This window comes from Mesorhizobium sp. DCY119, assembly GCF_003590645.1.
In the GTDB taxonomy this organism is placed as follows: domain Bacteria; phylum Pseudomonadota; class Alphaproteobacteria; order Rhizobiales; family Rhizobiaceae; genus Mesorhizobium_M.
Genome location: NZ_CP031834.1, coordinates 2889694 through 2910938, shown reverse-complemented (window position 1 = coordinate 2910938; position 21245 = coordinate 2889694). Strand labels below are relative to the sequence as shown.

Genomic DNA, 21245 nt, shown 5'->3' with positions numbered 1-21245 from the left:
GCACTCATGTCACGCGAAAAATTCTATCTGACCACGCCCATCTTCTATCCCAACGGCAACCCGCATATCGGGCATGCCTATACGGATATCGCTAGCGACGTACTGACCCGGTTCCAGCGTCTTGACGGCAAGGACGTCTTCTTCCTGTCCGGCACCGACGAGCACGGCCTGAAGATGCAGCAGACCGCCGAGAAGGAAGGCATCACGCCAAAGGCGCTTGCCGACAAGAACTCGGCGGTTTTCCAGTCGATGCTGAAGGCGCTCGGCTGCGCCAATGACGAGTTCATCCGCACGACCGAGGAACGGCACTACAAGGCCTGCCAGGCGATCTGGGAGCGCATGGCCGCGAACGGCGATATCTATCTGGATCGCTATGGCGGCTGGTATTCGGTGCGTCAGGAGGCCTATTTCGACGAGGGCGAAACGACAGTCGGCGAAGACGGCGTGCGCCGCGAGCCGCTTGGCTCGCCCGTCGAGTGGACCGAGGAAGAAACATATTTCTTCCGCCTGTCGGCCTATCAGGACAAGCTGCTGGCCCTTTATGAGGAGCGTCCGGATTTCGTCGCGCCCGCCGAGCGCCGCAACGAGGTGATGAGCTTCGTCAAATCCGGCCTGCGCGACCTGTCGATCTCGCGCACGACGTTCAACTGGGGCGTGCCTGTGCCGGGCGATCCCAAGCATGTCATGTATGTCTGGGTCGATGCGCTGACCAACTACATCACCGCTGCCGGCTTCCCCGACACGGAAAACCCGAAATGGGACTACTGGCCGGCAACGCACATCATCGGCAAGGATATCGTGCGCTTCCACGCCGTCTATTGGCCCGCCTTCCTGATGTCGGCCGGCATCGAATTGCCGCGCCGCGTCTTCGCCCACGGCTTCCTGTTCAACCGCGGCGAGAAGATGTCGAAATCGGTCGGCAATGTTGTCGATCCGTTTGCGATGATCGAGCGCTATGGCCTCGATCAGGTGCGCTATTTCTTCATGCGCGAAGTGCCGTTCGGACAGGACGGCAGTTACAGCCATGACGCCATCGTCAACCGCACCAATGCCGACCTCGCCAACGATCTCGGCAATCTGGCGCAGCGCTCGCTGTCGATGATCGCCAAGAACTGCGGTGGCGTCGTGCCGACGCGCGGGGCCTTGACCGATGCGGACAAGGCGATCCTCGATCAGGCGGATGCAGCACTGGTGACGGCGCGCAAGGCGATGTCGGAGCAGGGGATTCACCACGCCCTTGCCGCGATCTTTGGGGTTGTCGCCGAGGCCAACCGCTATTTCGCCGGGCAGGAGCCGTGGGCGCTGAAGAAGACGGACCCGGCGCGTATGGAAACGGTGCTGCACACCACCGCCGAGACGATCCGGCGCGTCGGCCTGATGTGCCAGCCCTACATCCCGACATCAGCCGGAAAACTGCTCGACCTGCTGGCTGTGCCGGCGGATGCACGCGGCTTCGACAAGGTGTCGGATGAGTATGCGCTGGTCGCAGGCACGCTTTTGCCGGCGCCGGAACCGGTGTTTCCGCGCTATGTCGAACCGGAAGCACCGGCAGCGTGAGGCCGTTCTGAGATGCTGGTCGACAGTCATTGCCATCTCGACTTTCCGGACTTCGCCGAGGAGCGCGCGGCCATCATCGCGCGCGCCCAGGCCGCCGGCGTCGAGCGCATGGTCACGATCTCGACCCGCGTGAAGCGGTTCCCGTCGATCCTGGAAATCGCCGAACAATTCGAATCGGTCTTCTGCTCCGTCGGCACGCATCCGCACAATGCCGGCGAAGAGCAGGACGTGACCACCGAAGAGCTGGTCAAGCTGTCGGCGCATCCGAAGGTGGTGGCCATCGGCGAGGCGGGTCTCGATTATTTCTATGACAAGGCGCCGCGCGACGCTCAGGCGCGGAGCTTTCGCAATCACATTGCAGCGGCGCGCGAAACCGGCCTGCCGCTGGTCATACATTCGCGTGATGCCGATGCGGACATGGCGGCGATCCTCGAAGAGGAAACAGGGAAGGGGGCCTTCCCCTTCATTCTCCATTGCTTTTCATCAGGCCAAGCGCTTGCCGAGACTGGCGTCAAGCTTGGTGGCTACGTCTCATTCTCGGGCATTCTGACCTTCAAGAAATCCGAGGAATTGCGGGCGATCGCGGCCGGTGTACCGCACGACCGTCTGCTCGTGGAAACCGACGCGCCCTATCTCGCGCCAATCCCGTTTCGCGGCAAGCGCAATGAGCCGGCTTACGTGGCGCATACGGCGAAGGTTCTTGGCGAAACGCTCGGCGTTGATAGCGAAGAAATCGCGGCGATCACCACCGATAACTTCTTTCGGCTGTTCACGAAAATGCCGCGGCCAGCCGCGCTGGGCGGTTGACGCATGGCGGATACGCTTCGCCTGACGATCCTCGGCTGCGGCTCGTCGCCCGGCACGCCGCGGATCACCGGAGACTGGGGTAACTGCGATCCCCAGAATCCGAAAAATCGTCGCATGCGCACCGCCGCCATGGTTGAGCGTATCAGGCCGGATGGCGCCACGACGCGGGTGGTGATCGACACCGGTCCCGATTTTCGCGAACAGATGCTGATGGCCGGCGTGAAGCGCATCGACGGCGTGATCTACACCCACGCCCATGCCGACCACATCCACGGCATCGACGACCTGCGCGGCTATGTCCTCGAGCAACGGAAGCTCATGGATATCCATGCCGACCAGCCGACGCTGGACCGCCTCTACGAGGCTTTCGGCTATTGCTTCAAGACACCGGCGGGCAGTTCCTATCCGCCGATCCTGCGCGCGCATGAGATCGAGCATTCCGACCCAGTGGTGATCGAAGGAGAGGGGGGTGCCCTCACCTTCATGCCGTTGCCGCAAATCCATGGCGACATCATCTCACTGGGCTTTAGGATCGGCGATCTGGCCTATTGCCCCGATGTAAGCCATTTTCCGCCGGCGACCGCCGAGCGGCTGACAGGGCTGGATCTGCTGGTGATCGACGCGCTTCAATACCGCACGCATCCGAGCCATTTTTCGCTCGCCGAGGCGCTGGAGTGGATCGAGACGCTGGCGCCGAGACGCGCGGTGCTTACGCATATGCACGTGCCGCTGGACTACGAAACGGTCAATGCCGAAACACCGGCTCACATCGAGCCGGCATATGACGGCATGAAACTGGAAATTCCTTTGGAATCAAACTGAAGGCAGAGAAACCTGACATGGCCGGCAGCATCGAACGTGTAACTGAGGCAGCTGCTGCCGCCGGACTCGAGATCGAAGTCCGCCGCATGGGCGCGTCCACGCGCACGGCGGAAGAAGCCGCCGAACAATGCGGCTGCAGCGTTGCGCAGATCGTCAAATCGCTGATTTTCCAGGGCGAGAACAGCGGGCGGCTCTATCTCTTCCTGCTTTCCGGATCCAACCAGCTTGACCTTGCAAAGGCGGCTGTACTGGCCGCCGAGCCACTCAAACGCGCCGATCCACGCTACATTCGCGACGAAACCGGCTTTGCCATTGGTGGCGTTTCGCCGATCGGCCACAAGGCGGCAATCCCGGCATTTGCCGACAGATCACTGTTGTCCTTCCGCCAGGTCTGGGCAGCAGCCGGCGCGCATGATGCCGTCTTCGCCGCCGAACCAGAGGCCTTGCTGACTGCTGCACGCGCAACCACTGCCGACCTTGCGGCGGGCTAGCAAAGCAGGCATGTAAAGGGTGAGAAATGCAGCCGAGGTCATTGTAATGTCTCCCTTTATTTTCAACACGACGGCCTCCATTGTCTTTGAACCCGGCTCGGCCGCGCGTTTGGGAAAGATCGCCGGCAGGAAGTTGGGCGGCTCCGTTCTGTTCGTGACCGATCCGGGCCTGCGCAAGCTCGGCCTGTGCGACCCGGCAATCGCTTCGTTGCAGGGAGAGGGGACGTCAGTCGCCATTTTTGACGCGGTCGAGGCCGATCCGTCGCTGGCGACGGTGATGAAGGCCGTGGACGCTGGACGCTCAGTTGGTGCTACCGGCGTCGTCGGTTTCGGCGGCGGGTCTTCGCTCGACGTCGCCAAGCTGGCCGCGCTGCTGATCGGTTCCGGCGAAGACATCGACGATGCCTGGGGCGTCGGCAATGCCAAGGGTCCAAGGCTGCCGCTGGTGCTGGTACCGACCACAGCCGGCACCGGCTCGGAAGTGACGCCGGTCTCCATCATCACCGTCGGTGATGAAGAAAAGCGCGGCGTTTCCAGTCCGGTCATCCTGCCTGACATCGCCGTGCTCGATGCGCAGCTGACGCTCGGCCTGCCGCCGGCAATCACGGCTGCAACCGGCATCGATGCGATGGTACACGCCATCGAGGCCTATGCATCGAAGAACGCGAACAACAATCCGCTATCGAAAATGCTGGCGAAACAGGCACTTCAGCTGCTCGGTGCCAATATCGAAAGAGCGGTATTCGACGGCGGGAATGTCGAGGCCCGCGGCGCAATGCTGCTTGGCTCCATGCTTGCCGGACAGGCATTCGCCAACTCGCCGGTGGCTGCCGTTCATGCGCTGGCTTATCCGATCGGCGGCACGTTTCACGTTCCGCACGGGCTTTCGAACGCCTTGGTGCTGCCGCACGTGCTGCGCTTCAACGCGCCGGAGGCAGCCCATCTCTATGCCGAGATCGCTGCCGAGGCATTTCCTCATCTGGCACGCGAGGAAAGCACGCAGACCCGTTGTATGGGCTTCATCGAGGAACTGGCAGCGCTTTCGCACAAACTTGGGCTTCAGCCGCGTCTGCGCGATGTCGGCATTGGCGAAGAACATCTTGCCAGGATGGCGTCGGACGCGATGAAGCAGCAGCGGCTTCTGGTCAACAATCCGCGCGAAGTCAGCGAGACCGACGCGCTGACGATCTACCGGGCGGCATGGTGAGCAGCATGAGCGAACGAGCCTCACCATCTTCGCGAGACTCATACAAGGCGTTCCGCATCATCGGCACGCGCTGGATGGACAATGACATCTACGGCCACATGAACAATGTCGTGCATTATTCGCTGTTCGACACCGCTGTGAATGGCTGGTTGATCGATGTCGGCGTGCTCGACATTCATGCTGGCGAACAGATCGGCCTGGTGGTCGAAACCGGCTGCCGGTATTTTTCAGAGCTTGCATTTCCCGACATGGTGACTGCCGGCATTCGCGTGGCAAAGCTCGGCTCGTCGTCCGTGCGCTACGAAGTCGGACTGTTCCGCAACGACGATGATCTGGCCGCAGCCGAAGGCTTCTTCGTCCATGTCTACGTCGACAGGCAAACGCGCCGGCCGAAGCCACTCAATGATCGTCTGAGGGATGCGTTGGTCGCGATTTCCGTTGAGATCTGAGACGACCAGACGTCGGGCTAAGACCATCTGAAAGCCGGAAAACGAGCTATTCAGCTATAGGTCAGTTCCATAATCTATCTTATGCGACTTATGCATATTGCCGGGTACATTCTATTTTCAAGTGCGACATGCAAATGATTTCAATGGGTTATCAGACGCACCTACTCCCATATCGACCTGGATGAACGTGGCAAGATTGCCCGGTGGTGGATGGCTGGTCATTCCCCGCAAATTCATCGCGGTGCTTTTCCCGATTGATATGATCACGACCGAAGGTGTATGCGACGGGCGTTCCCCGCTTTCCGGAAGGCAGAAAATCACATGCGCGTCCTGTCCGATGCTTTCATCCCCGAATTGCCGGGCCGCTATCAGGGTAAAGTCCGCGAAAACTACGACTTGCCAGACGGGCGACGCATCATCATCGCCACGGACCGTCTCAGCGCCTTCGACACCATTCTGACCTCGATCCCGTTCAAGGGAGAAATCCTGACGCAGACGGCTCGATACTGGTTCGAGGAAACTGCTGATATTTGCCCGAACCATGTCCTCGAATACCCCGACCCAAACGTTGTGGTCGGAACACGGCTCGACATACTGCCGGTCGAGATCGTCGTGCGCGGCTATCTGGCGGGAACCACCAGCACCTCGATCCTGACCAAATACAGGAAGGGCGAACGGGATATGTATGGGATCACCCTGCCGGACGGGTTGCGCGACAACGAGAAGCTGCCGGAAGCGATTGTCACGCCGACGAGCAAGGCTTTCGACGGCGGTCATGATGAGCCCCTGTCCGAGGCCGAAATCATCGAGCAGGGTCTTCTCACGCAAGCGCAGTGGGATACCGTGTCGAACTATGCCTTGCAGCTGTTCGCCCGGGGCCAGGCGCGCGCCGCCGAACGCGGCCTCATTCTTGCCGACACCAAATATGAATTCGGCTCCGACAAGAACGGCAACATAATCCTGGCCGATGAAATCCACACGCCCGACAGCAGCCGCTACTGGATCGCGGCGAGCTACGAACAGGCCCTGGCAAGCGGCAGCCGGCCGGAGAGCTTCGACAAGGATTTCATCAGGTCGTGGGTCTCGGCGCGGTGCGATCCTTACAAGGAGCCGATCCCGAAGATTCCCGACGAGATAGTTCAGCAAGCCTCGGCGGTCTACACGCAGGCCTATGAGGCGATCACAGGCAATAAATTCGTTCCGGACGTTTCCGGGCACACCGTGCTGGATCGCATCCGCGCGAACCTTGAGCGCTATTTTTAAGGGTAGATTTCGATGCGCGGCCATAGGAATGGCCGCGCATACCAGCAGTATTAGTTTTAGACGGCAGTATCGGCGTTGGCCTCGTTTTGCGCGGCATAGTGCGCAAATGTCGCCATGAAACGGCCGTTGACGTACTCGCCCGACGTAATCGGCGGGTACTTCGCGGGATGGTCCTCGTCGATGCAGCTGGGAAGCACCTCAATAAGGGCATCGTAGTTCGGACCGAAGAAGAACGGGATCGAATAGCGTTCCTTTCCGGAGCGGTTGACCGCGCGGTGGACGGTCGAGGCGAAAAGGTCATTGGTCCAGCGGGCCATCTGATCCCCCACGTTGACCACGAAGCAGCCGGGAATCGGATCGGCCGCAATCCATTCGCCGGACGCATTCAATACCTGCAAGGCTGAAATACCTTCCTTCTGGGCCAGGATCGTGAAGCACTCGTAGTCCGAATGTGCCCCGATGCCGATCTGGCGGTCATCGATCTCGCCAAACTGCGGCGGATAGTGCAGCACCCGCAAAGTCGCGAGCGGTTTGCCCACCAGCTGGTCGAAATATGTCTCCTCCAAATCAAGAGCCAGAGCAAAGGCATGGAGCAGACGGCCGCTCAGCGTCAGCATCTCGGCATGGTAGGTTTCCAGTGCCTTTCGGAACTCCGGCTTGCCCGCCGGCCACTGGTTGGGACCGTAAAGCACTTTGCCGGCCTTCACGTCCGGATCGTCGGCTGGAACGTCGAGCGCAATATCATAGGATTCGTGCAGGTCGCCGCGCGCGGTCGGGTCCGTATTCTCCTCAAGCAGCGCCGCATAACCGCGATTGTTCTTCGACTTGGAAACGTGGTTCTCCATCTTCACGTCGTCGGATTCGGCGAAATACGTCTCCGCCACCCCAAACGTGGCGTCTATGACGTCCTTTGGGACGTGATGGTTCTTGATATAGAGGAAGCCGACTTCCGTGCAGGCCTTGCGCAGTTCCTGCGCGAGCTTTTGCCGGGCGGACTCGTCGCCCGTGAACATGGGTTCGAGGTCGATGATCGGGATCTTGTCGAAGCTGACACGCTGCGGGTCGAGCCCTCCCCCCTTCATTGCACGCGCGCCGTTGCCGGTTTCAAGTACCTTCATTTTTCTGTTCCCTTTTTTGGATGTTTGCATCGAAGATTGTCTCGACGTAGTAGCGCGGCCCCGTGAAAACGAAGCCGGGCGAGAAGTAGCGGCCACAGACATCCATGAAGGCGGCCATCTTGCGCGACGGAGCGTGCGGGCGCGATATGCGGATGCTGACGCGCTTTTCCGCAGATTCCCACGTATCGAGCAGCGGAATGAGGTGGCCGCGTTCACACTCGATCGTGGTGAAGAAGTGCGGCAGATAGGCGATCCCCTCGCCCGCGACGGCAAAATACTTGATCGTCCAGTAGTCGTTGGCGATCAGGTTGCTGCGCGGCAGGATGCTTTCCTGCGCGGTCCCCTTCTGCAGCCGCCAGTGCTGCAGGCCCGCAGAGGTGCGATAGACGATGCCCTGGTGGTCCACCAGATCGGCAGGTTTTCGCGGCATCCCGGCGCGCTCGACATAGCTCTTGCTGGCGAAGAGTGCGAACTTCGCGGTCGAGAGCGTTTCGCCACCTTCGATGCCCTCGTCCCATGAAATCACGGCGTCGAGCATGTCGAGGCTCTCAGGCGCGTAGAGAACGTGCGGCGAAAAGAAGGTGAGTTCGATCTCCACCTTGGGATAGAGCTTTCTGAACGCCATCAGCATCTGCGTGTAATAGGCCGTGCCGAACTCGCCCGTTGCGCCGATCCGCAAGGTTCCGGTCACGTCGTCGCTCAGTTCCGTCACGGCGGCACGCGCCGCATCGCAGCCTTGCAGGATCTGCCGGGCATGCCCGAGCAGGGTCTGTCCTGCGTCAGTCAGCAACAGCACGCGGCCCGATCGTTCGAACAAAGCGACTTTCAGATCGTCTTCAAGCTGCTTGAGCCGGAGGCTGAGCGTGGATTTCGGCAAACCGTACAGCTTCGCCGCGGCGGACAATGACCGCAGTTCCGCAATTTTGACAAATGATGCCAGCGCATCGGTGTTCATTTGATCGTTCACATTTATGTACAAAATGCCCAAAAAACAGGCATGATTATTTTTGTTGCATGAACGAACGTAATCGGCTGTTATGCGCTGCACAAGAGCCAATTCGCTTTTGCCAAATCAAAAAAGACGCTCCGGCGGCAACCGTCACCGTGCAGGGAAGCCGCGCGGACGCGGCATGCTTTCGGCTGAGAAAATCAAATAAAAACAAAGGGGAACCACGAAATGAAAGAGCGCAAAACGAAGCCGTCCGCTTCAGCTCGTCTGTTCGCCGCGACGGCCGCAGTTCTTGCTTCCTGCGCCGCCTCGGGCGCCTATGCCTTTACTCTGGAAGGCTCGCCCAAGGTCGCGTTCATTTACGCAAGTTCGGCGCAAGACGGCGGCTGGAACGAGGCCCTCGAGGCCGGCCGCAAGGCCGTGGAGGAACAGCTAAAGGTGCCCGTCGCGGTGACGGAAAACATTCCGGAAGAAGCCACGAAGCTGCGTGCAGCGATCGACCTCTATGTCAAGCGCGGCTTCAACATCATTATCGGTACCACCTATGGCTATAGCGCCCCGATGGCCGAAGCGGCCAAGGCCTATCCGAACGTGGCGTTTCTCAGCGCCTCGGGCACGGAGAACGGGCCCAACATGGAAAGCTTCTATGCCCGCACCTACCAGGGCTGGTACCTTGCAGGCATCGCGGCAGGTCAGGCTACGAAAACGAAGAAGATCGGCATCCTCGCCGGCTTTCCCGTCGGCGTGGTGAACTGGGATATCAACAGTTTCGCGCTCGGCGCCCGTTCCGTCGATCCTGCGATCGAAACGGTCGCCGTCTTCGCCAACTCCTGGTGGGATCCGGTGAAGGAAGGGCAGATCGCCCAGGCGATCCTCGACCAGAAGGCCGACGTGCTCGCCACCAATCTGAGCGCGACCTCCGCACTCGATGCCGCCGAAAAGGCCGGCGTGCCGTCGATAGGCTTCCAGCTCGACATGGCGCATGCCGCGCCCAAGACGATCCAGACCTCGGTCGTCTTCCGCTGGGAAAAATATCTGGTGCCGACGATCAAGGAAATCATCGATGGCAGCTGGAAGCCTGAGGAATTCGGTGCCTTCGAAGGCCTCGAAACCGGCGTGGTCGAGCTTGCACCTTTTGGCCCCACGGTTTCCGAGGAGACCAAGGCAAAGATCGAGGCTGCAAAGCAGGAGATCATCGCCGGCAAGCTCGATCCGTTCCAGGGTCCCCTGAAAAAGCAGGACGGCACCGCCGTCGTCGACGCCGGCGGGAAGGTTGACGATGCAGCACTCTGGTCGATGGACTATTTCGTCGAAGGTGTCATCGGAACCATGCCGGCAAAGTAATGACGACAGCTTTGCAGCAAGCAGGCGACCATACGCAACGACCGCCGGGTGCACCGGCGGCTCTGCGAATGCGCGGCATCGGCAAGTCGTTTGACGGCAAGGCAGCACTTCGTGATGCATCCTTCTGCCTCGAATGGGGGGAAGTGCATGCCATCGTCGGTGAGAACGGCGCAGGCAAGTCCACTTTGATGAACGTGGCCGCCGGCGTCTATGTGGCTGACGGTGGCGATCAGTCGATCGACGGTGAGGCAATCAGCTTGCGCAGTCCGCTGGAGGCCGCTGCCGCCGGTCTCGGCATGGTCCATCAGCATTTCCGGCTGGTCGAGAGTTTTACCGTTGCCGAGAACGTGCTCCTCGGCCTCGGCCGCAAGGCTGCCGTGAAAACGCTGGCCGATGCGGCGGCGATCGTTGCCGCCAAGTCGCGCGAAATCGGCCTGCCCGTTGATCCGCATAGGCTGGTGGCAGACCTTTCGATCGCCGAGCGCCAGCGTGCCGAGATCGTAAAGGTCATGCTTCTGGGCGCACGAATTCTGGTCATGGACGAGCCGACGGCGGTGCTGACCGACGAGGAAGCGCGAACGCTCCTCTCCTTTGCCCAACGGTTGTCGCGGCAAGGTCACGCCGTGGTTTTGATCACGCACAAATTCCGCGAGGTTGCCGCCTTCTGCGACCGGGTCACGATCATGCGGCACGGCGAGACGGTGCTTGACGGAGCGCGTGTCGCGGACGTCACCGAAGCCGAGGTAGCGCGGTTGATGGTCGGCGATACCTTGACGGTTTCCGGCAGGCCGTCATCCCGGCCGGGCGATGCGTGTTTGCGCGTGGAAGGGCTTTCTGCACGGGCGATCGCTCACAGGCAGAACCTGAACGATCTCGGGTTCGAGCTGCATGCCGGGGAAATCCTTGGCATTGCCGGCGTCGGCGGAAACGGACAGGAGGAACTTGTTGCCTGCCTTCTCGGGCTCGAAGGAACCGATACCGGCGCGATCCTGCTGGATGGCGAGGACATTTCCGCCGCCCGGCCAGGCAAGCGCCGTGAGGCCGGCCTGCGCGTCATCCCCTCTGACCGCTTTGACAGCGGGTTGATCCGGGAGCTTTCCATTGCCGACAACCTAGCGCTCACAACCGTCCCGGGCGGCAGCTTCGGTGGGCCGTTTCTCCTGCGACGCCGAGCGATGCGCGAGAAGGCGGCCGAGGCCATCGACGCGTTCGATATCCGCGGAGCGACGCCAGACCGACCGGCCTCTTTGCTCTCGGGAGGAAACGCGCAGAAAGTGCTGCTGGCGCGGGAACTGGGTCACGGCCTGAAGGTTCTCATCGCGCACTCCCCTTCCCGCGGGCTGGACATGAAGGCGACCGAGTTCGTTCGATCGTCGATCCGCAACGCTGTGGAAGCCGGCGCGGCCTGCCTGTTGATCAGCGAGGATCTCCAGGAGGTCATGTCCTTGTCCCACCGGGTGGCCGTCATGAACAGGGGCAGGATCGTCGGCTGCCGTCAGGTCGGCGATGTCACGTCTGAATGGATCGGAGGCCTTTTAGCAGGCCATGCTTGATACAGCTTTCCTTGTTCGCAGGCAAAATCCCGGCTTCCTTTTGACCAGTCTCAGTTATGCAGGCGGGCTGCTTGTTGGACTGACGGTTTCGGCGCTGCTGCTCGTGCATGCTGGCGTGCCGGCGAGCGCCCTTGTCGATGAGTTCCTGATTGCCACGTTTCTCACCACGGACGGTCTCTCCCAGACGACGACGGCCGCTTTGCCGTTGGTGCTGGTAGGTCTCGCCTCCGCCGTTGCCATGCGCGTGCGGTTCTGGAACATCGGCGTGGAGGGCCAGCTATGGCTCGGTGCGATCGCGTCGACCTGGGTCGCGCTAAACGGGATCGGGCCTGAAGCGCTGAGGCTGCCAACGATGTTCGTGCTGGCGGCGCTTGCCGGAGCCGCCTGGATAGCGATTTCGCTTTTCCTGAAGCTCAAGTGGGGCGTCAACGAAGTCATCTCGACACTGCTGCTGGGAAGCGTCGCGTTTCTGCTCGTGCAGCATCTTCTGTTCGGCGTCTGGAGAGACCCCGCCAACAGCTTTCCGGTGACCGCCACCTTTCCCGAGGCGAGTTGGTTTGCTGTTCTGGGCTGGGGGCAGTTGCACACCGGGATCTTTCTGGTCGCCGGCATCGCACTGTGCGTCTGGTTCATCATGGAACACAGCCGGGTCGGCTTCTACGCGGATGCGGTAGGCTTTAACACCAAGGCCGCGCTCGCCACCGGCCTGCCGGTGCTGCGCACCGCCGTGGGGCTCGTGCTCCTATCCGGCGCCCTATCAGGCGTTGCCGGCATGATGATCGTGGCGGGAACGGAGCACCGCCTCAACCAGTCCGTCGGCAACGGCTATCTCTTCAGCGCGATCGTGATCGCCTATCTGGCCCGCGCGAAGCCGTTGTGGGTGGTCGTGGTCTCTTTCGCGCTCGGCGCGGTGTTCACCGCCGGAAACGTGCTGAAGGTTTTCTACTCGATCTCGGAAGCCATGATCGTGCTCATGCAAGGCGCGGTACTGATGTCGATTTTGATGGCGCAGTTCTTCAGCACCTACTCGCTCAAGCGGCCGAACTAAGGAAGGGTGGCTGGATGGATTTTCTGATTGGCTGGATTGCCATCATTCCGAGCTATGCGACGCCGCTGCTGCTGGCAAGTCTCGGCCTCATCATCTGCGAAAAGGCGGGCGTTCTCAATCTTGGAGCGGAAGGGTTGATGGCGGTCGGCGCCATGACCGGCGCGGTGACTGTACTTTCCGGGGCTGATCCCTGGTTCGGCCTTGCCGCCGGTTCAGCGGCGGCAATGGCTCTGGCGCTGCTGTTTGGAATATCGACCGTCGCCTTGCGTGCCAATCATACGCTCGCCGGTCTCGCCGTCGTCGCGATCGGACTGGGCATTACCGGCGTCGTGGGGCGACCCTACGTGCAGAAGACCTTCTCTGGCATTTCCACCCTCGGCGATATCTTCGGGATAGATCGCAGTTCGGCATTGGGTCGCATTTTCGCGGTGCAGGACCCTGTCACGCTGGCGCTGCCGATACTTGTCGGCGCCGTCTGGTGGTGGCTTTCCAAAAGCCGACATGGTCTCAGGCTGCGGTCGGTCGGGGAAAATCCGGCCGCAGCAGACGTCGCGGGTATCGACGTGCAGCTGGTGCAGTTCGGGGCTGTCCTGGCGTCCGGCCTGCTCTGCGGTCTCGCCGGAGCCTATCTCTCGGTCGCCACAAGCCATGTCTGGGTGGAGGGAATGGTCGCCTCGCGCGGCTGGATCGCGGTCGCCCTCGTCATCTTCTCGCGCTGGAATGCGGCCCGGGCTCTCTGGGGAGCGCTTCTTTTCGGAAGTGCGGATGCTCTTGTGCCCAGGCTGCAAGCCATAGGTGCCGACGTTCCCGTCTATCTCATGATGACGTTGCCGTACCTGCTGACGCTTGTCGTGCTGGTAGCGGGCTCATTGAGCGGTCGGCGTTCGGGCGAGCCGGCCTTCCTCGGCAGGGTCTATTTGCGGCAAGACAAGCAATAGACATTCGCCGGGGAACAGAGGCTGCCTTGGCCTGCCCCCGGCTTGATCTCGATGAACCGCCGCCAGTCTTTGCGTGTCCTGGCCACGCGCGGCGGAGTGATCTGCAAAGTTTCACTCTCGGCGTGTGAAACTTTGCGTCCCTTTCCTGCGTTTCAATCTGATGACGGGCAGAGCATCGGGTTTGGTAATGTCGACGGTGAAAGAGCGTTTTGAGTGCGTGCGTGAACCTTTGGATACCTGGATGATATGGAACCACGACAGACAGCAGATCATGTCCCTTTCCGGCAAGCCGCTGATCGGTTTGCACGCCGAAGAAGCAGCGTCCCTCTGTGACTTTCTCAATGATGTGGCTGACGGGGTGACTTTTGCCAAACCCGCGCGAAGAGCCGGGCCTGCCACTGAAATACGCTGACAGGAAAGTTGACGGCACGCCAAAGAAGGCTATAAGCAAGCCCGCCTGACCGTATGGTTGCAAACTGGATTGCAAGTATCTACTCCGCGAATTGGGATAGAGAAAATTGCAATGGTTTCAACGGTTTGGAGGGATGGCCGAGCGGTTTAAGGCACCGGTCTTGAAAACCGGCGTGGGTGCAAGCTCACCGTGGGTTCGAATCCCACTCCCTCCGCCACAAGCCAGCTCATGCAGCCACGCCCGTTGAGCCCTTGACGCATAAGGGTTACACACGCTAGGGGCGTGCTTCACCAAAGCTTATAAGCGAAAGGCGCCGACGGATGGAAATTTTCACGGCCGCGGGTTTTGCTGCGCTGTTGCAGGTCATTGCCATCGATCTCGTGCTTGCCGGCGACAACGCCATTGTCATTGGCCTTGCGGCTGCAGGATTGCCCGCCGAACAGCGAAAAAAAGCGATCCTGATCGGCGTCATCGCTGCAACCGTGCTGCGCATCGGGTTTGCGGCCGTCACGGTGAAACTCCTGGCCATCGTCGGGTTGCTGCTTGCAGGCGGCATTCTCCTTCTGTGGGTGTGCTGGAAAATGTGGCGCGAACTGCGCACGTCGCATGCGGAACAGGACGCAGCCAACGAAGCGCTGTCCAATTCGGATTTGAATGCCGACGGCACAGTGGCAAAGGGTGCGCCGCGCAAGACGCTGATGCAGGCGGCGATCCAGATCGTGATCGCCGACGTTTCCATGTCGCTGGACAATGTTCTGGCCGTTGCCGGTGCCGCGCGTGATCATTTCACCGTGCTCATCATCGGCCTGGTGCTCTCGATCGCGCTGATGGGCCTTGCCGCCAGCTTTATCGCCAGAGTGCTTCATCGCTATCCCTGGATCGCCTATATCGGCCTTGCGATCATTTTCTATGTGGCGGTGGACATGATCTATCGCGGCTATATGGAAGTGTCGCCTCTCCTGCCGGACCCGCTGTAACGGCAGCAAGGACCGCAGATGATATCGGCGTCGCACGACGCCGATATCCAATCGGCAAAAACTGTGATATTGCGCCGCAACTTGTGAGCCTGATGCTGCCGGAGGCGGTCGGTGCAGGCTCTTTTGTCGTTTCAGCACGATTGCCATATGCGGGGCCTGCCCCATGATGGCTCTGCTGCAGAATTCGGAAATTACCTATGTCAGCGCCCCGCGTCAGTTTTGTCAGCCTTGGATGCCCCAAAGCCCTTGTGGACTCCGAGCGCATCCTCACTCGGCTGCGGGCCGAGGGCTATGAGATTTCGCGCAAGCACGACGGCGCCGATCTGGTCGTCGTCAACACCTGCGGCTTCCTCGATTCGGCACGCACCGAGTCACTCGACGCCATCGGCACCGCGCTGAAGGAAAACGGCAAGGTCATCGTCACCGGCTGCATGGGCGCAACGCCAGAGCTGATCCGCGAAACGCACCCCAACGTGCTCGCCATCACCGGCCCCCAGGCCTATGAGAGCGTCATGGCCGCCGTCCATGAGGCAGCGCCGCCGGCGCACGATCCTTATGTCGACCTGCTGCCGCCGCAAGGCGTGAAGCTGACGCCACGCCACTACGCCTATCTGAAGATTTCGGAAGGCTGCAACAACCGCTGCACCTTCTGCATCATCCCTGACCTGCGCGGTGATCTCGTCTCACGGCCGGCCGCCGACGTGTTGCGCGAAGCCGAGAAGCTGGCCAAGGCCGGCGTCAAGGAAATTCTCGTCATCTCGCAGGACACCAGCGCCTACGGCATCGACATCAAATACCAGACCAGCACGTTCCAGGATCGCGAGGTTCGGGCAAAGTTCCTCGACCTGTCGAAGGAGCTTGGCGAGATGGGCATCTGGGTGCGCATGCACTATGTCTACCCCTACCCGCATGTTGCCGATGTCATTCCGCTGATGGCGGAAGGAAAAATCCTGCCTTACCTCGACATCCCGTTCCAGCACGCCTCGCCGCAGGTGCTGAAGAACATGCGCCGGCCGGCCCATGGCGAAAAGACGCTCGACCGCATCCGCGGCTGGCGCGAGGTCTGCCCCGATCTCGCGGTGCGCTCGACCTTCATTGTCGGTTTTCCCGGCGAGACGGACGAGGATTTCGAGATGCTGCTCGACTGGCTCGACGAGGCCAAGATCGATCGCGCCGGCTGCTTCAAATACGAACCGGTCAAGGGTGCACGCTCCAACGATCTGGGCCTGGAACAGGTGCCGGACGAGGTCAAGGACGCGCGTTGGCACCGCTTCATGCAGCGCCAGCAGAAGATTTCGGCAACACAGTTGCAGAAGAAGGTCGGCAAGCGCCTGCCCGTCATCATCGACGAAGCCAACGGCACGTCCGCCAAGGGCCGGACCAAATACGACGCGCCCGAGATCGACGGCTCGGTCCACATCCAGTCGCGCCGTCCGCTGCGTGCCGGCGATATCGTCACCGTCAAGATCGACAGCGCCGACGCCTATGATCTCTACGGCTCGGCCGTGTGAGGCATCATCAGCTTCAAGTCTTAAACGAAAAGGGCGCCAATTGGCGCCCTTCCCTTATCCGATATCGGCTTGCGCCATTATTGCGGCAGCTTGTCATCCACGCCCTTGACGTAGAAGTTCAGGCCAAGAAGCGTGCCATTGTCGGCCACTTCGCCTGCCTTCAGCCACTCGGTGCCGTCCTGCTTGGTGATCGGGCCGGTGTAGGGGTTGAATTCGCCGGACTTGATCTTGGCTTCGGTCTCTTCGGCAAGCTTCTTCACGTCGTCGGGCATGTTGGTGTAGGGCGCCATGACGACGTTGCCTTCCTTCATGCCGTCCCAAACGTCCTGCTGCTTCCAGGTGCCGTCGATGACAGCCTTGACGCGCTGAACATAATACGGACCCCAGTCATCGACGATCGCGGTGAGCTGCGTCTGCGGGCCGAACTTGATCATGTCGGTGGCCTGGCCGAATGCCTTGATGCCGCGTTCGGTGGCAACCTGCATCGGTGCCGTCGAATCGGTGTGCTGGGTGATGATGTCGACGCCCTGGTCGATCAACGCCTTGGCAGCATCGGCTTCCTTGCCGGCGTCGAACCAGGTGTTGGCCCAAACGACCTTGACCTTGAAGTCCGGGTTGACCGACTGCGCGCCGAGCATGAACGCATTGATGCCGAGCACCACTTCCGGGATCGGGAACGAGGCGATGTAGCCGGCGACACCCGCCTTCGACATCTTGGCCGCGATCACGCCCTGCACATAGCGGCCTTCGTGGAACTTGGAGTTGTACGTCGCGACATTCGGGTGCTCGCGCTTGTAGCCGGTGGCGTGTTCGAATTTCACGTCCGGAAACTTGCCGGCGACCTTATTGGTCGGGTCCATGAAGCCGAAAGAGGTCGCAAAGATGATGTTGCAGCCGGAACGGGCGAAGCGTTCCAGCGCGCGCTCGGCGTCCGCGCCTTCCGGCACGCTTTCGAGATAGGCGGTCTCGACCTGATCGCCGAGTTCCTTCTGCACCTCCAGCAAGCCCTGGTGATGCTGATAGGAGTAGCCGAAGTCTCCGATCGGCCCGACATAGATCCAGCAGGCCTTTACCTTGGCTTCGGCAGCCAGGGTGCCGAACGACAGCACTGCGGCTGCCGTGGCGATCGACAGAATGGTTTTCTTCATTGAGTTCATCCTCTTAGGTTGCCTGGGGCAATACCCCGTTTTTTATAGTTAGCGATCAGGCACAAACGGCCGCCCCAAAGAAGCCGGTGTGTTTACCATCGTCAGTCGCCGGTTCCGTGAGATTAGAACAAGAACGACGATGGTTGCCAGATAGGGAAGCGAAGAAAGTAGCTGCGACGGCACGCCTATCCCCAGCGCTTGCGCGTGGAGCTGGCCGATCGTCACAGCGCCGAAAAGATAGGCGCCCGCCAGCACCCGCCATGGCCGCCAGGAGGCGAAGACCACCAGCGCCAGCGCGATCCAGCCCCGCCCCGCCGTCATGTTCTCCACCCATTGCGGCGTATAGACGATCGAGAGATAGCCGCCGGCAAGACCCGCGCAGGCACCGCCGAACATCACCGCCAGATAGCGGATCAGGACGACGTTGATGCCGAGCGCGTGGGCTGATGTATGATTGTCGCCAACCGAACGCAAAGTCAGACCGGCACGGGTGCGGAAGAGAAAATAGGCAACGCCGGCTGTGAGCAGAATCGACAGGTAGAAGATCGGGTCCTGGCCGAACAGCAGTTTTCCGACGACCGGTATGTCGGTCAGCACCGGAATGTAAATATTGGCGAGCTTCACGCCCGGAAAGCCGACAAAGCCCTCGCCAAGCATGCCCGAAAGGCCGAGCCCTAGAAGCGTCAATGCCAGGCCCGTCGCGACCTGGTTGGTGACCAGCGTCAGCGTCAGGAAGGCAAACAGCAGCGAGAACAAGGCGCCGACGACGATTGCCGCCAGGAATCCGAGCCACGGCGAGCCGGTGGCAAGAGCGGCCCCGAAGCCGGTGACGGCACCCATCACCATCATGCCTTCGACGCCGAGATTGAGCACGCCGGAGCGCTCGACGACCAGTTCTCCCACGGCTGCGATCAGCAACGGTGTGGCTGCCGTCGCGATGGTGATCAGGATGGCTTCAAGCATTCCCATGGGAAACCTCCGCCTTGTTCAGCGCCGAACGAACGATACGGATGCGATAGTGAATGAGTGTGTCGCAGCCGAGCACGAAGAACAAAAGCATGCCCTGGAAGGCGCGCACGACCTTGTCGGAGACGCCGATCGAAATCTGCGCCGCCTCGCCGCCGAGATAGGACAGTGCCAGAACCAGTCCGGCGGCGACGATGCCGAGCGGATTGAGCCGGCCGAGGAAGGCGACGATGATCGCGGCAAAGCCGTAGCCCGGCGAGATGGTCGGGCGAAGCTGGCCGATTGCCCCGGAGACTTCGGAAATGCCGGCAAGACCGGCCAGTGCCCCAGACACGATGAATGCGAAGAACACCATCTTCGATGCCGAGAAGCCGGCAAAGCGCCCTGCCCGCGGGCTTTGCCCCAAGACCTTGACCTCGAAGCCGCGCAAGGTTTTCGACAGCATGAACCAGACAAGGAGCGCGGCAACCAGCGCGAAGACGAAACCCCAATGCGCCCGGCCGGAGTCCGGCCAGATTTCCGGCAGGATGGCGTATTCGTGGAAATTGCGCGTTTCGGGAAAGTTCATGCCGGCGGGATTGCGCCACGGCCCGCGCACCATCCAGTCGAGGAACAGTTGCGCGACATAGACCAGCATCAGGCTGGTCAGGATTTCATTGGTGTTGAAGCGGGTCTTCAGCAAGGCCGGGATCGCGGCATAGGCAGCACCTCCGACCATTCCCATGATCAGCATCAGCGGCAGCACGATCCATGATTGGAAGTCTGGATACATCACCGGCAGGATCGAGCCGGCCATCGCGCCGATGATGAACTGTCCTTCGGCGCCGATGTTCCAGTTGTTGGACAGGAAGCAGACGGAAAGCCCGACCGCGATCAGGATCAGCGGCGCGGCCTTCACCGCCAGCTCATGCAGCGACCACATTTCGCGCAGCGGATCGATGAAATAGTAATACAGCGCATCGAGCGGGTTCTTGCCGAGCAGCGAGAACATGATCGCGCCGGCGATAAGCGTCAGCGCCAGCGCGAAGAACGGTGACAGCGCGCTGTAGAGAGCGGATTGCTGCGGCCTCTTGACGAGTTCGATGCGCATCACGCCACCTCCGCCACTGGTTCGACATGGCCGGGTTCGGCACCGCCCATGAGCAAGCCGATCTTCTCGAGTGTTGCCTCGGCTATCGGCAGCGGCTTCGACAACTCGCCATTGTGCATGACGGCGATCGAGTCGGAGATTTCGAACAGTTCGTCGAGATCCTGGCTGATGACCAGCACGGCCGAACCGCTGCGGGCAAGCTCGATCAGTGCCTGGCGGATGCGTGCGGCAGCACCCGCATCGACGCCCCATGTCGGCTGGTTGACCACCATCACCGCCGGCTGGCGGTCGAGCTCGCGGCCGATGATGAACTTTTGCAGGTTGCCGCCGGAAAGTGCTGCAGCCTCGGGATCGGGCGCGCTCTTGCGGACATCCATGGCCTCGATGATGCGTTGTGCGGCTTTCACGATCGCGGAGCCCTGCACCAGCCCAAAGCTGCCCAGGAATGCCTTGCGGTCCGTGGCATAGCGTGACAGCAGCAGGTTTTCAGAAAGCTTCATGCGCGGCGCAGCACCATGCCCCAGCCGTTCTTCCGGCACGAAGGCTGCCCCCAGCATCCGGCGGCCGGTGATCGACAGATGGCCCGCATCCTTGTCGCGAATGCGCACGGTAACGGCGTCCGGCTGTGTCGCCTCGCCCGATACGGCCTCGAAAAACTCACCCTGCCCGTTGCCGGCCACTCCCGCAATGCCGATCACTTCGCCGGCTTTGACCGAGAGGTTGATGTTGCGCAGCGGAATCGAGAACGGCGTTGCCGGCTTTCGCGTCAGATTGCGAATCTCAAGAAGCGTGGCCGCCTTGTCGGCGCCCTCGGCCGGCGGGCGGACGACCGACAGCACCTCGCTGCCGACCATCATGCGCGCCAGCGAGGATGCGGTCTCCTTGCGCGGGTCGCAATGGCCGACCACCTTGCCGTGCCGCAGCACGGTGGCACGGTCGCACATGCGTTTGACCTCTTCCAGCCGGTGCGAAATGTAGAGGATCGATTTACCCTCGGCGCGCAGCCGCTCCAGCGTCTCGAACAGCTTGTCCGCCTCCTGCGGCGTCAGCACGGAGGTCGGCTCGTCCAGGATGATGAGTTCGGGTGTCTGCAGCAGGCAGCGGATGATCTCGATGCGCTGGCGTTCGCCAACGGAAAGATCGCCGACGAGCGAATAAGGATCGAGCGGCAGGCCATAGCTGTAGGACAGCGCCTTGGCCTTCGCTGCAATGGTGGCGATCGGCGTGTCGTCGTCCAGAGACAGGGCAATATTTTCAGCGGCGGTCAGCGCATCGAACAGCGAAAAATGCTGAAAAACCATGCCGATGCCGAGTTTTCTTGCGGCATGCGGATTGGCAATCCGAACGGGCTCGCCATTCCAGCGGATTTCGCCGGCATTCGGCTCCAGCGAGCCGAACAGCATCTTCACGAGCGTGGATTTGCCGGCACCATTCTCACCCAGCAGAGCATGAATCTCGCCCTTGCCGACGGTCAGGTCGATGCCGTCACACGCTTTCAGCGTGCCAAATATCTTGGTCAGGCCGCGCACCTCAAGCAGGTTCGCGCCATGCGTCTCAAGGGTTGCTGTCACAACGCCCCCATTGATGATTATTCT

The 21245-nt window shown here is 61.1% G+C and carries 20 protein-coding genes and 1 tRNA gene; 15 read left to right on the top strand and 6 right to left on the bottom strand.

Features of this window, described 5'->3' with window-relative positions; genetic code table 11:
• Positions 1-6: 6 nt before the first annotated feature.
• From metG to DZG07_RS14150, 7 genes are all read left to right on the top strand, one after another.
• Positions 7-1557 carry a methionine--tRNA ligase gene (metG, locus tag DZG07_RS14185; RefSeq protein WP_119821733.1) on the top strand — a complete coding sequence of 517 codons (1551 nt, stop codon included), beginning with the start codon at positions 7-9 and terminating at the stop codon, positions 1555-1557.
• Positions 1558-1569: 12 nt separating this feature from the next.
• Positions 1570-2364, top strand: a complete 795-nt coding sequence (locus DZG07_RS14180) for a TatD family hydrolase (protein WP_119817984.1) — start codon at positions 1570-1572, stop codon at positions 2362-2364.
• 3 nt (positions 2365-2367) lie between these two features.
• The gene (locus tag DZG07_RS14175) at positions 2368-3186 is read left to right on the top strand and encodes an MBL fold metallo-hydrolase (protein ID WP_119817981.1); all 819 of its coding nucleotides are present in this window, start codon (positions 2368-2370) and stop codon (positions 3184-3186) included.
• A gap of 17 nt (positions 3187-3203) precedes the next feature.
• On the top strand, positions 3204-3677 hold the full coding sequence (locus DZG07_RS14170) for a YbaK/EbsC family protein (protein WP_119817978.1): 474 nt from the start codon (positions 3204-3206) through the stop codon (positions 3675-3677).
• A gap of 46 nt (positions 3678-3723) precedes the next feature.
• Positions 3724-4884: an iron-containing alcohol dehydrogenase gene (locus DZG07_RS14165; protein ID WP_119817975.1), complete on the top strand. Its 1161-nt coding sequence runs from the start codon at positions 3724-3726 to the stop codon at positions 4882-4884.
• Between the two features lie 5 nt (positions 4885-4889).
• The gene (locus tag DZG07_RS14160; RefSeq protein WP_119821731.1) at positions 4890-5333 is read left to right on the top strand and encodes a thioesterase family protein; all 444 of its coding nucleotides are present in this window, start codon (positions 4890-4892) and stop codon (positions 5331-5333) included.
• Positions 5334-5654: 321 nt separating this feature from the next.
• Entirely contained in the window at positions 5655-6596 is a 942-nt protein-coding gene (locus DZG07_RS14150; protein ID WP_119817972.1) for a phosphoribosylaminoimidazolesuccinocarboxamide synthase, read from the top strand.
• A gap of 56 nt (positions 6597-6652) precedes the next feature.
• Here the strand turns inward: DZG07_RS14150 and DZG07_RS14145 are convergent, their stop codons facing one another.
• Both DZG07_RS14145 and DZG07_RS14140 read right to left on the bottom strand, forming a co-directional pair.
• Positions 6653-7744 (bottom strand): 2-oxoglutarate and iron-dependent oxygenase domain-containing protein, encoded by a 1092-nt coding sequence (locus DZG07_RS14145; protein ID WP_245429491.1) that lies wholly within the window; start codon positions 7742-7744, stop codon positions 6653-6655.
• A complete protein-coding gene (locus DZG07_RS14140; protein ID WP_119817970.1) occupies positions 7701-8669 on the bottom strand; it encodes a LysR family transcriptional regulator in 969 nt (322 codons plus the stop codon). Before DZG07_RS14140 ends, DZG07_RS14145 begins: the two co-directional genes overlap by 44 nt.
• A 222-nt stretch (positions 8670-8891) precedes the next feature.
• On the opposite strand from DZG07_RS14140, the gene DZG07_RS14135 reads away from it, so the two are divergent.
• The 8 genes from DZG07_RS14135 to rimO all read left to right on the top strand — a co-directional run bounded on the left by DZG07_RS14135 (position 8892) and on the right by rimO (position 16446).
• A complete protein-coding gene (locus tag DZG07_RS14135; protein WP_119817967.1) occupies positions 8892-10007 on the top strand; it encodes a BMP family ABC transporter substrate-binding protein in 1116 nt (371 codons plus the stop codon).
• Positions 10007-11560, top strand: coding sequence for an ABC transporter ATP-binding protein (locus DZG07_RS14130; RefSeq protein WP_119817964.1), 1554 nt, complete (start codon positions 10007-10009; stop codon positions 11558-11560). Before DZG07_RS14135 ends, DZG07_RS14130 begins: the two co-directional genes overlap by 1 nt.
• 40 nt (positions 11561-11600) lie before the next feature.
• The gene (locus tag DZG07_RS14125; RefSeq protein WP_162931622.1) at positions 11601-12608 is read left to right on the top strand and encodes an ABC transporter permease; all 1008 of its coding nucleotides are present in this window, start codon (positions 11601-11603) and stop codon (positions 12606-12608) included.
• A gap of 14 nt (positions 12609-12622) precedes the next feature.
• Complete coding sequence (locus DZG07_RS14120) at positions 12623-13546, top strand: ABC transporter permease (RefSeq protein WP_119817958.1); 924 nt, start codon at positions 12623-12625, stop codon at positions 13544-13546.
• Between the two features lie 187 nt (positions 13547-13733).
• Positions 13734-13958, top strand: a complete 225-nt coding sequence (locus DZG07_RS14115) for a hypothetical protein (protein ID WP_133304742.1) — start codon at positions 13734-13736, stop codon at positions 13956-13958.
• A 127-nt stretch (positions 13959-14085) separates the two neighbouring features.
• Positions 14086-14175, top strand: a tRNA-Ser gene (locus tag DZG07_RS14110).
• A 103-nt stretch (positions 14176-14278) separates the two neighbouring features.
• Positions 14279-14935 (top strand): TerC family protein, encoded by a 657-nt coding sequence (locus DZG07_RS14105; protein ID WP_091913670.1) that lies wholly within the window; start codon positions 14279-14281, stop codon positions 14933-14935.
• 197 nt (positions 14936-15132) lie between these two features.
• The gene (gene rimO, locus DZG07_RS14100; RefSeq protein ID WP_091913669.1) at positions 15133-16446 is read left to right on the top strand and encodes a 30S ribosomal protein S12 methylthiotransferase RimO; all 1314 of its coding nucleotides are present in this window, start codon (positions 15133-15135) and stop codon (positions 16444-16446) included.
• A gap of 77 nt (positions 16447-16523) precedes the next feature.
• Here the strand turns inward: rimO and DZG07_RS14095 are convergent, their stop codons facing one another.
• Genes DZG07_RS14095 through DZG07_RS14080 form a run of 4 tightly spaced genes read right to left on the bottom strand, consistent with a single transcriptional unit; the run spans position 16524 to position 21221 of the window.
• Entirely contained in the window at positions 16524-17594 is a 1071-nt protein-coding gene (locus tag DZG07_RS14095; protein WP_091913668.1) for a BMP family ABC transporter substrate-binding protein, read from the bottom strand.
• A 48-nt stretch (positions 17595-17642) separates the two neighbouring features.
• Complete coding sequence (locus tag DZG07_RS14090) at positions 17643-18563, bottom strand: ABC transporter permease (protein WP_197716858.1); 921 nt, start codon at positions 18561-18563, stop codon at positions 17643-17645.
• Complete coding sequence (locus DZG07_RS14085; RefSeq protein ID WP_119817950.1) at positions 18550-19650, bottom strand: ABC transporter permease; 1101 nt, start codon at positions 19648-19650, stop codon at positions 18550-18552. The genes DZG07_RS14090 and DZG07_RS14085 overlap by 14 nt, the downstream gene beginning before the upstream one ends.
• Positions 19650-21221, bottom strand: a complete 1572-nt coding sequence (locus DZG07_RS14080; RefSeq protein WP_119817947.1) for an ABC transporter ATP-binding protein — start codon at positions 21219-21221, stop codon at positions 19650-19652. Before DZG07_RS14080 ends, DZG07_RS14085 begins: the two co-directional genes overlap by 1 nt.
• Positions 21222-21245: the final 24 nt, after the last annotated feature.